Annotated in this window: 11 protein-coding genes and 3 pseudogenes; 7 read left to right on the top strand and 7 right to left on the bottom strand. The window is 50.9% G+C overall.

The window, feature by feature from the left end; genetic code table 11:
* Both TRICHSKD4_RS05740 and TRICHSKD4_RS29085 read left to right on the top strand, forming a co-directional pair.
* On the top strand, positions 1-576 hold a 576-nt coding region (locus tag TRICHSKD4_RS05740), incomplete at its 5' end, for a transposase (protein ID WP_208993010.1).
* A gap of 8 nt (positions 577-584) precedes the next feature.
* Positions 585-1,384 (top strand): annotated as a pseudogene (locus tag TRICHSKD4_RS29085) (IS3 family transposase); the annotation flags it as partial.
* Here TRICHSKD4_RS29085 and TRICHSKD4_RS32240 read toward each other — a convergent pair.
* A complete protein-coding gene (locus tag TRICHSKD4_RS32240; protein ID WP_009465503.1) occupies positions 1,380-1,610 on the bottom strand; it encodes a hypothetical protein in 231 nt (76 codons plus the stop codon). The pseudogene TRICHSKD4_RS29085 and the gene TRICHSKD4_RS32240 overlap by 5 nt on opposite strands.
* Between TRICHSKD4_RS32240 and TRICHSKD4_RS05730 the strand changes: the two genes are divergently transcribed.
* From TRICHSKD4_RS05730 to TRICHSKD4_RS29080, 4 genes and pseudogenes are all read left to right on the top strand, one after another.
* The gene (locus TRICHSKD4_RS05730) at positions 1,588-1,857 is read left to right on the top strand and encodes a hypothetical protein (RefSeq protein WP_009465502.1); all 270 of its coding nucleotides are present in this window, start codon (positions 1,588-1,590) and stop codon (positions 1,855-1,857) included. The genes TRICHSKD4_RS32240 and TRICHSKD4_RS05730 overlap by 23 nt on opposite strands.
* Positions 1,854-2,201, top strand: coding sequence for an IS66 family insertion sequence element accessory protein TnpB (tnpB, locus tag TRICHSKD4_RS05725; protein ID WP_009465501.1), 348 nt, complete (start codon positions 1,854-1,856; stop codon positions 2,199-2,201). Before TRICHSKD4_RS05730 ends, tnpB begins: the two co-directional genes overlap by 4 nt.
* Before the next feature lie 69 nt (positions 2,202-2,270).
* Positions 2,271-3,797: an IS66 family transposase gene (locus TRICHSKD4_RS05720; protein ID WP_009465942.1), complete on the top strand. Its 1,527-nt coding sequence runs from the start codon at positions 2,271-2,273 to the stop codon at positions 3,795-3,797.
* Positions 3,798-3,844: 47 nt separating this feature from the next.
* A pseudogene (locus TRICHSKD4_RS29080) lies at positions 3,845-4,180 on the top strand (integrase core domain-containing protein); the annotation flags it as partial.
* A 31-nt stretch (positions 4,181-4,211) separates the two neighbouring features.
* Here TRICHSKD4_RS29080 and TRICHSKD4_RS30160 read toward each other — a convergent pair.
* From TRICHSKD4_RS30160 to TRICHSKD4_RS05695, 5 genes are all read right to left on the bottom strand, one after another.
* Positions 4,212-4,613, bottom strand: coding sequence for a hypothetical protein (locus tag TRICHSKD4_RS30160; protein ID WP_139051989.1), 402 nt, complete (start codon positions 4,611-4,613; stop codon positions 4,212-4,214).
* A gap of 66 nt (positions 4,614-4,679) precedes the next feature.
* Positions 4,680-5,740 (bottom strand): IS630 family transposase gene (locus tag TRICHSKD4_RS29075; protein WP_085979595.1). Its coding sequence is split into 2 segments (ribosomal slippage): positions 4,680-5,248 and positions 5,248-5,740, totalling 1,062 coding nucleotides; the frame shifts between segments, so codons are not numbered across the junction.
* A 70-nt stretch (positions 5,741-5,810) separates the two neighbouring features.
* Positions 5,811-6,080 carry a hypothetical protein gene (locus TRICHSKD4_RS05705; protein WP_139051988.1) on the bottom strand — a complete coding sequence of 90 codons (270 nt, stop codon included), beginning with the start codon at positions 6,078-6,080 and terminating at the stop codon, positions 5,811-5,813.
* 8 nt (positions 6,081-6,088) lie between these two features.
* Entirely contained in the window at positions 6,089-9,094 is a 3,006-nt protein-coding gene (locus TRICHSKD4_RS05700; protein WP_040616416.1) for a class I SAM-dependent DNA methyltransferase, read from the bottom strand.
* On the bottom strand, positions 9,091-9,381 hold the full coding sequence (locus TRICHSKD4_RS05695; protein ID WP_040616422.1) for a helix-turn-helix transcriptional regulator: 291 nt from the start codon (positions 9,379-9,381) through the stop codon (positions 9,091-9,093). The genes TRICHSKD4_RS05700 and TRICHSKD4_RS05695 overlap by 4 nt, the downstream gene beginning before the upstream one ends.
* Positions 9,382-9,627: 246 nt before the next feature.
* On the opposite strand from TRICHSKD4_RS05695, the gene TRICHSKD4_RS05690 reads away from it, so the two are divergent.
* On the top strand, positions 9,628-10,749 hold the full coding sequence (locus TRICHSKD4_RS05690; RefSeq protein ID WP_009466511.1) for a DUF3800 domain-containing protein: 1,122 nt from the start codon (positions 9,628-9,630) through the stop codon (positions 10,747-10,749).
* 121 nt (positions 10,750-10,870) lie between these two features.
* Here the strand turns inward: TRICHSKD4_RS05690 and TRICHSKD4_RS05685 are convergent.
* A pseudogene (locus TRICHSKD4_RS05685) lies at positions 10,871-11,450 on the bottom strand (transposase); the annotation flags it as partial.

Raw genomic sequence — 11,450 nt, 5'->3', positions numbered from 1 at the left:
GTGACGACAAAGCCGATGAGATGCCTGCATGGCGCATGTACGACGCAAGTTCGTGGATGTCTCTCCTCGCAGGGCAGCGCCATTGCCGAAGAAGTCATCCGCCGGATTGCTGAGCTTTACGCTATCGAGAAAGAGATCAGGGGCATGCCCCCCGAAGACCGCGCTACCATCCGGCAGGCTAGGGCAAAACCGATCTTTGACGCCTTGGAAGAATGGTTGCAGACGCAATTGCCCAAAATCTCGGGAAAGTCACCACTCGCGCAGGCCATCCGCTATGCCTTGGGCCGAATGCCGAAAGCACGCCCATACCTTGAGCTCGGCCATCTGGAATTGGATAACAACACCGCCGAGCGCGCCGTTAAACCCGTCGCCATCGGACGCAAAAATTGGATGTTCTCAGGCTCCCAAGGCGGCGGCAAAGCCATGGCTATCGCTTATACCCTGATCGAAACGGCCAAGCTCAACGGTGTTGACCCTCAGGCCTGGCTGACCTGGGTCCTCGGTCAAGTCGCCGACCACAAAATCACACGCCTCGACGAACTTCTGCCCTGGCGTTACGCTGCTCAGGCAGCGTAACAGGCCGCATCGGTGTCGCGCCAGAGCGCCTTCGCCGGACGGTCACAATTGTCTCGAAGTTGCGGCAGGTTGAAGTCCTTGTCGGCCAAGGCATGCCGCGCATTGATGCCATTCGGCAGGTTCGTATCACCGAACAGACGTATTACCGGTGGCGAAAGCAGTATGGTGGGATGGGAACCGACCAACTGAAAGAACTCAAACGCCTTCAGAAAGAGAACGAGCGGCTGCGCAAGGCAGTGTCTGACCTGACCCTGGACAAGTTGATCTTGTCGGAGGCCGCAAAGGGAAACTTCTGAGCCCCGCCCGTCGTCGAGCCTGCATCAATCACATTCGTCAGCATCTCGGCGTGTCAGAGCGCCGAACCTGTCGTGTTCTGGGTCAGCACCGGTCTACGCAGAGGAAACCTCCAGCAGGGCGTGCTGACGAAGAACGTCTTGTGGCGGATATGATCGCACTCGCCCGTGAGTTTGGCCGTTACGGTTACAGGCGTATTGCAGCTCTGCTCAGAGATGCTGGTTGGCATGTGAATGACAAGCGTGTTGAGCGGCTGTGGCGACGAGAGGGGCTGAAGTGCCAATGAACAACCGAAGAGAGGGCGGCTCTGGCTGACGACGGATCATGTGTCCGCTGCGGCAGAGTATCCCATCATGTCTGGAGCTATGACTTCGTGCACTGCCGAACCAATGAAGGAAAAGCGTTCCGGACACTGAACATCCTGGACGAGTATTCCCGAGAGTGCCTGGCAATCCGGGTGAAGCGAAATCTGAACTCCACCGACGTGATTGATGTGCTAACGGATCTCTTCATTCGTGAGCGTTCGGTATTCCCGCTCTGACGGGGAGCGCAGTGGGGTGATAATGTCCATTTTCGTTAATGGACATTGTGAGGCACATTTTGGGTACGAAGAAGGGCAGCAAGAAGCGGTTTTGGTCGGATGACGAGAAGCGGTCGATCTGTTTGCAGGCCAGAGTGCCGGGGGTTTCGGTTGCGCAGGTTGCGCGCCGCTCTGCGATGAATGCGAACCTGATCCACAACTGGCTGCGTGATGAGCGGTTTGCGCCAGAAGACAGCGATTGCGTCCTTGATGGAGCGGCGTTTCTACCAGTGGAGATAGAGGGCCCGCAGGCCGCACCAGGCCACCAGATCGCGGCGCTTGCCTCGGATATGCCGTTGTCGGCTCAGCGGGTTGATATCACGCTGTCGGACGGGCGGCGGGTATTGGTGGAAGGGACGACGGCGCTGCCGACGGTGCTGGCTTTGGTTGAAGGTCTAATGCCGTGATCCCCGTGCCGTCCAACGCGCGGGTTTGGCTGGCTGCCGGGGTGACGGACATGCGGCGCGGGTTCAACACTTTGGCGGCTCAGGCGGAGAAGGTTCTGGAGCTTGAACCCTATTCTGGACATCTGTTTGTGTTCCGGGGACGGCGCGGTGATCTGCTGAAGATCATCTGGTGGGATCGACAGGGCGCATGCCTGTTCAGCAAGCGCCTTGAGAAGGGCCGGTTTGTTTGGCCTGCTGCGAAGGACGGTAAGGTCAGCGTGACGCCCGCGCAATTGTCGATGTTGCTTGAAGGCATAGACTGGCGGATGCCGCAAAAAACATGGCGGCCCCTGAGCGTCGGATAGGCCAATATATTGGCGTTTGCGCGCCTCTCGGGATTCAACTTACGCCCTTGATCTGATATAAGATCGAAGATGCTGAAGGACCTTGATATCACCCCGGAGGACCCCGCCGAATTGAGGGCGGTGAACCGCCTTCTGGCCGACGAGGTCAAGGCTCTGAGCCTCAAGGTCGAGCAGCTTCAACACCAGTTGCACGGGGCCAATCGGCATCGGTTCGGCTCCAAGTCTGAGGGTCTGGATCAGCTCAATCTCGATCTGCTCGAGGACGCCGAGATTGTTGAGGCCGCTGAAGACCAGGCAAAACAGCCCGCCCCGTCGCAGGAGGGAGTTGATCCAAAGCCGAAGCGCAAACACAGCCGCAAGCCCTTGCCGGATCATCTGGATCGGGAAGACGAGGAGCTCTCTCCCGGTGATGAATGCGGTCGTTGTGGTGGCAACTTGCGCACCCTGGGTGAGGATGTCACCGAAGAGTTGGAATACGTGCCGGGACGCTTCAAGGTGAAGCGGATCATCCGGCCCCGCAAAGCCTGTTCATGGTGCGAGGCGATTGTGCAAGCGCCGCTGCCATCGCGCCCCATTGAGCGTGGGCGGCCCGGACCGGGATTGTTGGCCCATGTTCTGGTAAGCAAATATGCCGATCATTTACCCCTCTATCGCCTGAGCCAGATCTTTGCCCGTGAAGGCGTCGATCTGGACCGCTCGACCATGGCCGACTGGGTTGGTCGCTCGACGGCCCTGCTGGAACCTCTTGCCGATGCCATCGGACGGATGGTGCGGCAAGGACCTGCGCTTTTTGCCGACGATACGCCCATCAAAATGCTGGCCCCCGGCAACAAGAAGACCAAAACGGCGCGGGTCTGGACCTATGTGCGGGATGAGCGTGCCTGGTCTGGCCAATCGCCACCCTGTGCATGGTATCAGTTCACGGTGGATCGCAAAGGAGAGCATCCCGTTGCTCATTTGTCGGGATACAAGGGCTGGGTCCATGCGGATGGATATTCCGGGTTCAACGGTGTGTTCGGTGACGACAAAGCCGATGAGATGGCCTGCATGGCGCATGTACGACGCAAGTTCGTGGATGTCTTCTCCTCGCAGGGCAGCGCCATTGCCGAAGAAGTCATCCGCCGGATTGCTGAGCTTTACGCTATCGAGAAAGAGATCAGGGGCATGCCCCCCGAAGACCGCGCTACCATCCGGCAGGCTAGGGCAAAACCGATCTTTGACGCCTTGGAAGAATGGTTGCAGACGCAATTGCCCAAAATCTCGGGAAAGTCACCACTCGCGCAGGCCATCCGCTATGCCTTGGGCCGAATGCCGAAAGCACGCCCATACCTTGAGCTCGGCCATCTGGAATTGGATAACAACACCGCCGAGCGCGCCGTTAAACCCGTCGCCATCGGACGCAAAAATTGGATGTTCTCAGGCTCCCAAGGCGGCGGCAAAGCCATGGCTATCGCTTATACCCTGATCGAAACGGCCAAGCTCAACGGTGTTGACCCTCAGGCCTGGCTGACCTGGGTCCTCGGTCAAGTCGCCGACCACAAAATCACACGCCTCGACGAACTTCTGCCCTGGCGTTACGCTGCTCAGGCAGCGTAACAGGCCGCATCGGTGTCGCGCCAGAGCGCCTTCGCCGGACGGTCACCTTCATCCTGCGAGGTGTTCCAGCCTACATCAGATCAGACAATGGGCCGGAGTTCATTGCTCAGGCAGTCAGGGACTGGATCAACGCTGTGGGTGCAAAGACCGCGTACATCGAACCAGGTTCGCCATGGGAGAACGGATACTGCGAGAGCTTCAACGCCCGCCTCCGAGATGAGCTACTCAATGGTGAAATCTTCTACAGCTTAAAGGAAGCACAAATCCTGATTGAACAATGGAGGAAACATTACAATACCAAACGCCCACACAGCGCCTTGGGCTACCGACCACCGGCACCAGAAACCATCGTCCGGATGGACCAAAGCCCAGTCATGCACTAACAATCAAAACGGACCACTCAGGTGGGGCTGATCAATGCCACAAACTTATAGGCCCAGGTATATCATTTACCGGTGCCTTCACATCATAAGAGAAAGTACGGTCATGTTTCGAAATTGCCACGCAATCTGGCATGTTTGATGCGCTGTTGGGCATGTCTTTTACTAAATACTTTTTGGCGTTGCATGGAGATTTTTGCTCTAAGAAGGGGGTCAATTGAGACTGTAACGTTGAACCGTCACGTACGTAAGCCACCATCATTGCTTCTGTAGTTCCCCACGCGTACTCCCCGTTCAAAAATCTCATCAAGCCTTTTTCACAATATAGTTTTTCCGTTTTTCCTCTCGGTATATCAATTAGTTTTGCTTCTGCGATTAAGGGAAAATTTCTGTTGCGCTCAGTTAAAAAAATTGACAAATCTGGCCGTTTTTCCAAATGCGAGCCATCAAAGCTGAGGCTTTCCGCCCCCCTAATTGTACACCTAATACCAACCGTCAAAATTCAGAACCGATGGGCCCAATCTCGCATTCCGATGGACATGATGGTCCATGGTTGTTCAATTAACCTGTTCCATGCGCGGCAACAGATATCGATGATTTGTTCGTAGGATTTGAAGACCCGGTTTGACAGCCAGTTATCCCTGATGAACTGCCATAGGTTCTCGACCGGGTTCAATTCGGGAGACCTCGGTGGCAATGGGAGAAGGGTAATGTTGTTGGGAATGTCGAGTTTGCCAGATGTGTGCCAGCCAGCCTGGTCAAGGATGACAACGGCGTGGGCTCCCGGAGCGACTTGCGACGAGATTTCCTGAAGATGCATTTGCATGGCCATGATGTTGCACTTGGGAAGGACGAGCGCAGCACCGACACCCCGTTCCGGGCAGATGGCCCCAAATATCCATGCTGACTTTGTCCGCTGATCCTTGGGGGCCCGCGGCCTTGTCCCGCGTTTTGCCCATCGCCTTGTGATCTTGGTCTTTTGACCCACACGCGCCTCGTCCTGAAACCAAACCTCTATCGGGGTGCCGCTTTCAAGCTGATTGCCGATTTCCGCCAGTTCGGCTGGGAAGCTTTTTTAAAATCCTCGACGGCAAACTCGTTTTGCGCCGGATGCTGCGGCCGGGCCGTCAGACGCCGATAACCCGCATTCTTCAGCTCCCGCGATACGGTACGCTCGTCAACGACAATGCCAAATTCAGACAGGATCCACGCAGCGAGATCCTTCAAGCGCCAACGTACCACTGCATCCACCGATGGATACGGGCCTCGTTCGACAATCTCGATCAACGCACGACGCTGCTGCTCGTCAAGTTTTGAGGGGCGACCTGACTTGGGCGTATCCTTCAGACCATTGGGACCAGAAGCATTGAAACGCAGCACCCAATCGCGAATGATTTGGAGCGTCACTCCGCCAATATGAGCTGCGTCCGAACGGCTCCCCCCATCATAGATCACCGCCAATGACAAAAGGCGACGGGTCTGTTTGGCGTCCCGGCACACCCTCGCCAACCGGCGAAGGGTACAACCGTCAAAGTCATCTCGAAGCGGTATCGCGGCTCCCATGGCAAACTCCCATCGTTTGCCATCTGGAATCATATTCGCAACAAAACCGGAAGCCCAAATATGAGTCACTTCATCTGACGTTTGGTATAACCAACTGCCCCCAAAGCGGTTCAGAATCTGCTAAGGTATTCAGATGGGACACTAATAGACTGGTAACTTCAGATTCTGTGCCCTCTTCTATAACTTTCTGATTATTAACTTGAATATTTTCAAATGCTTGCAAAAGCGTCTCAACTATTACTTCTAAATGTAGATTGTTAATTTCAGGGAGCGGCAACGAAGCGCCACGAGAAAGCTCTAATATTTGATCAGGACGAGGCTTGATTGAAATTGATTTCACGTTCCCTATCATCCCTTTAGAATATCAACATGCGACCAAATAATTCTTTGTGCTAACAAGCGGGCTTGAGTTTCACTCCAGTATCTTTTTTGAGATAACCTCCCCGCAATCAATCCTCGTTCTCCGAAATTGATAAGAATTTCTGAGGATGCGGTCTCGTCTGCCAGTTGAACTAAACCAGATAAATCGATATCCGGATCGATTGAAACTTCACCTTTATCGTGGACTACAATTGCTAAATAATCCCAAGGAGAACCGCTCACTTTTGTAAACGGGCGAATGTCGACTTCGTTTTCAAATCTATTGCACCATAGTTGCAATTCGCTCTTCAGAACTGAACAGAAATGAGTTATGTCCCCTGATGCAGGTGGCATTTGTGCGTTAATCTTACTAATGGAAAAAGGAAGATTATATAAAAGCGTATCTTCGATTACTTGCAAATCCCTAGCCCCAAGACCATACAAATTTGCGACCCATTCATCTACTTCGTGCCACGAAACGGAGCCGCGAACTAAGCGATCAAATAACTGTTTTATTTCAGCAATTTGTTTTGTTGAGAGTGCTCTAAAATCTGGTATCGGTAAGTTATCGAGAGCATTCTTTTCAATTACCTCTCTCTCAAAACCAAATTCTCCACTTGTTAAAAGCGCCTGCCAAAGAGCTATTTTGCTGCCGAAAATCAGTGCCAAATACCTAGCGAGCACCTCCCCATTCTTAAACTTGCCCGTGCTATATCCATAGAAGTTTTCATTATAGGCAAGGCGTTTTTCTGAAACCGCTACACTGATACGACCTCTATCCGCCGGTGGTGACTTATGTACAAGTAGTATTGGAGCTTCAAATAGAGAGGCATCTCTTGGATCATGAAGACGGTCATGCTTAAATGAGCCCAGTGCTTCAGTCTGAATGAGAATGTCGCCTAGGCTTTGGATCGACAAATCAGGAAGGCCATGCAGATAATCTGCTGGTGCCCCCGGTTTTCCGTCGCCATTCTTTCTGATGCGGCTACTAGGTTTTACTGTTTGATATCCTCGACCTGCTCCCGCCATACGTCCTCTTGACGAAGTTTCCACAACATCGTGCCAAAACTGTATTAATGTAGGGAAGCCGTTCGATCTTATTTTTTCAATCAAACCCAAATCTGCCTCGGTTCCCCGGAAAAGCACTTTCAGTATTTCTGGAGTTTTGGAGAGGCTGTTTAAAGGCACTCGTTCTGCGGCGAGGGCGTCTACACGCATAGCGCCTGCATCATTAAGAGTTTTTTCAATTCGAGGACTAATGAAGCGGAAGCCAGCTGAAGCAGAAGGCATACGGTTTCTGGCAAAGAGTAAGCAGAACGGAGCAGAAATTTCTGGCCAAACTTTTGTTTGACGCAATTCAACACCATTCACAATAGATGTAATATCTAGCGCTTCAAAAATTGATGCTCGCGCTTCCGCCATACCATCACCCTGCTGAAACAGCATGCGAGCATGGAGAGCGAATGAAATTTGACCGTCAGGTTTCGCCCAATCCATTGCTCGCCAAACAAACGGAAGATCAAGTACTTCATTGGGTAAGAGTGGCTTTGAGTTTTTTATGCCACGCTTCTCTGCAATCTGCTTAACGTTGTTTTGGACTAAGTTCCAATCAGGTAGTTTTGTCCCACTAGCCCAAGGTGGATTACCTATGACAATATCGTATTTCGCATTGTGCTCTTCTCCAACTAGTGGGCCGAGGCTACCGAGTTGTGCACCCTCTGTATCTCCATCAGCCACTAGTCGGTGCAAAACATTGCCACGAAGGTTTTTAAAGCGAAGTTTGTCTACTGGTTTTGGAGTTGGATCTAACTCAATTGACATGAGATAAAGACCGAGCGCTGCAAATCGCAATGCGGCTTCATCAATGTCCAATCCAGTGATTTGATTGTATAGAATGGTCCTAAGTGTTTTAGTGTTGGGACGTTTTCCATCAAAACGCCATTTCTCGGCGACTAGTTCTCTAAAAGCCGTGAGCAAAAATACGCCAGCACCAGCTGCCGGATCTAATATTTTTGCGTCGACGCATTTATTTTCATGCTGCAAAGCGCGGATTGAAGCACGTACCATCAGGTCTGCTATCGGTCGTGGAGTATAATATCCACCTTGCTTTTTCTGACGTTCAGAAGCGTGGCTCCTTAGGTATAACTCGTAGGCTTGGCTTAGAACCCCAACCGGAATATGTGCGAAATCCAAGTTGTCCCATTTGGCTTCCCATCCGAGAAACAACTGGTCATCTGGCGCTTTGCGTGAAACAGAACCCAGTACAAAATACACCTGTTCCGACAGTGAGTTAAACAAACCATCAGAAAGCGGAAGAAGGTCTCCATTGAAGGTCTCATCAAGCCATCTTGATGTAGCTTCAGCCTTCTCTCGACTATCGAATAGATCGCCAGCATATTCAAAAGACATCATATGCTCTGGCAACAAGTTACGGTCTGCAAGAAAGCGCGTGAAAAGTGCTCTCCCCACCAGAGAAATTGCATCTTCGTCTGGTACTTGGAACTGCTTGATCAGTTTCGATATTGAATCAGTCAACAATTTCAGAACTACATTTGAAATCCAGTTTTTCTGACTGATTGCAGCATTCGGGCGATCATTCCCGAGTTGAGCGATGTAAGTGACTTTTTCTTGATTTTCGTTTTGAAACTTTACCCTGGCCTGACTTAGTTTCTTATTGTCCAAACCGATGTGGTAAACATCCAATCGACCTGGAAACAGTACTCCCAAATAGGGGGCATCCCCCCGCATAGCGAGTAATCGTCTGATTTTGTGAAGCTGTTCGTTATCCGTTACCTGATCACCGTCGACCAAAAAAACAAGTGGGGCTTCTTGCCACTCATAAACCGCGCCAATTAGACCAAGGGTCTCATCTCCTGCCTTTTGAGCATTCAAAATCGTTGCATACGGCAAGAGGTCGGGTTGTCCATCTTCGAATAACTTCAAAGATAATGGATCCATTCCGAATTCGCCTAAATTTTGTGCAATCATATTCATGATTCAAAATCCAGACTCTCTTGCCGGTCGCCGCCAAAAATTCCCTCGCGGGCACCTCCACGAGGTCGCTTAGGTATGATTCCAACGCCCTTGATAATTGTTTTGTAGTCGCCCCCTAAAACACGAACTTCTTTCATTAAGGCAGCAATTAATGCTAAATGCGCTGGCACTTCCCCTTTGCGTGCGTAATTTGAAATAGAATTTGGATTCATGCCAACAAGCTCTGCAAATGCGCGTATCGTCAGGCCACATTCCCCTAAAATCGTTTGGAACTCACCGTACCTCATTAGCCTGACCCACACTTTTTTATGTAGTCTGGCACATTAATTTATGTAGGTAAAGATTTTCTTTAACTGCAATTTTAGGTTGATTTATTGCGCAAAATCGCCTCCTTGCGCTGAAAAATGTTCTTATTTTGTTCCGCTCGCTTGGTGATGTCAACCAGGCCGTTGACATAAAACATTGATAATTCTAGACGCTATACTTATCTTTGTATTTTTGAGATAGTTACAATATTTACCAAGGGTTTTAGAATGTTTTGCTTTGTAGATGAAAGCGGAAACACTGGGTTAGAGTTATTTGATGCTAATCAACCTAGTTTGTATTATGGAGTTCTTTGCACGCAAACAAATCTTGATTTAGTTGCGGAGCCGCTTCTCAAGAAGTTACGCAAGCAAATGGGCGTGGATCGCCTACATGCTAACCATCTAGGAGTGGCGCGCTTAACTGAAATCGCAAAGCCGTTGATAGCGTTCAGCAAAAAGAAAGACCTGCGGTTTTCATTCTTTAAAGTGTCTAAACCAGACCACGCTCTGATCAGCTTTTTTGATCAAGTTTTTGATTCAGGTATGAATGATGCGGTTCCATGGCATCATTATTTCACGCCACTGCGATATGTACTGTTGTTTAAAGTCGCATTTCTCTTTGACGATGATCTTGCAAAAACAGCATGGAATGCGCGGCGTGAGAAGGATTCAAAGCGATGTGCAGAAATGCTCGTCGACATATGTACACAGCTACTAGATAGAATAAACCAGTTACCAGATGAACGTTCTCAGGAGATCATCTCTGGCGCTTTGAAATGGGCAATCGCTAAACCGTTTGAGATAAGTTACGGCGTAGGAAACTATGACTCAGAGCTGCAAATCTCGCCGAACCTAATCGGTTTCCAGCAAGTATTGCACTCGATATGCACTGAATCAGAAGCACGTCAAAAACCTGTCAAAAAAATCACAGTAGACCGACAAACTGAGTTCAACAAAGCTCAAGCGGAACTAGCTGTTTGGTATAAAAATTTGCGCGGCCACAAGACGGAAATGGGACCAGGAATGCCCACTTTCGATTATACACATATGCCTGAAGTACCTCCGACATTCCTGCCCGGAGACGAAAGTGCTGGCCTCGAGCTGGTAGATATCACGCTCTGGATTGCCAAACGCATAGTTGAAGATAAACCCGTTTCACCTGAGTTACGGGAACTTCACTACGTACAAGCTAAACGCGGCAGGTTAGACGAGGTTTCGCTCGATGCGTTGGATCATAGGTGGAAACACTTGCTTTCCCTTCCAGAGCCAAACAAGCCGTTACCCGCAGATTTTGAAAAACACTTCTTAGAGCAAGAAGCTAAACGCAAAGTTCAAGTTGAAGCGCTTTAGCATTCATTTATTTCAGAGAGGAAGCCAAGAGGCTTTACCTCTTTCTCCCCACAAGCAAAATAGACGCTGACCGTGGCTCAGTTCCTTGCGCCCGCACCACTTAGTCCGCCCTGAACAACGTCTAAGCCATTGATGTTGCGCGTGGCCGAAGCAATACGCAAATATTCGATTTGACCGGTTTGGGGATGGGGTTTGTGATCCAGAGCAGCAAAATGATCAGTGCATTGAGGATCAGACGCAGGTTATGACCGGCTGCGGCCAGCAGGGCGTTGATGGCATCGCCATTTTTGCCATTGAGGAAGTTCCGGTCAAGTCGTCCATCTGTTTTCATGTGGCCGATGGTGGCCTCGATCGCTGATCGTCGTTTCAGCTCACGCTTCATCTGTGCCGTCAGCCCGCGCTTCTGGCCGGAGATCATGACCTTGGCGTCGCCCTCATAATCATGCCCCCGATAGCCACGGTCCACATAGACACGCTCAGCTTTGGTGCCGCAGACTTTCTCAGCCTGACTGATGGTGTCATTCAAGGTGTGCCCATCATAGGGATTGCCCTCAAAAGCCCTCGCCGCAAGAACCAATCCTTCCCGATTGGTCGTGGCAATGCCACCTTGGCCCCGAACTCGTATGTGTCGCGCCTTGCCCTTGGCATACAGCCACTCCGCGCATGCATGGATAATCTTGTTTTGTCCTTGGGGTCTGGGC

Origin of the sequence: Roseibium sp. TrichSKD4, assembly GCF_000148725.1 — a bacterium.
Taxonomy (GTDB): Bacteria; Pseudomonadota; Alphaproteobacteria; order Rhizobiales; family Stappiaceae; genus Roseibium.
This window is presented reverse-complemented; position numbering and strand designations above follow the sequence as displayed.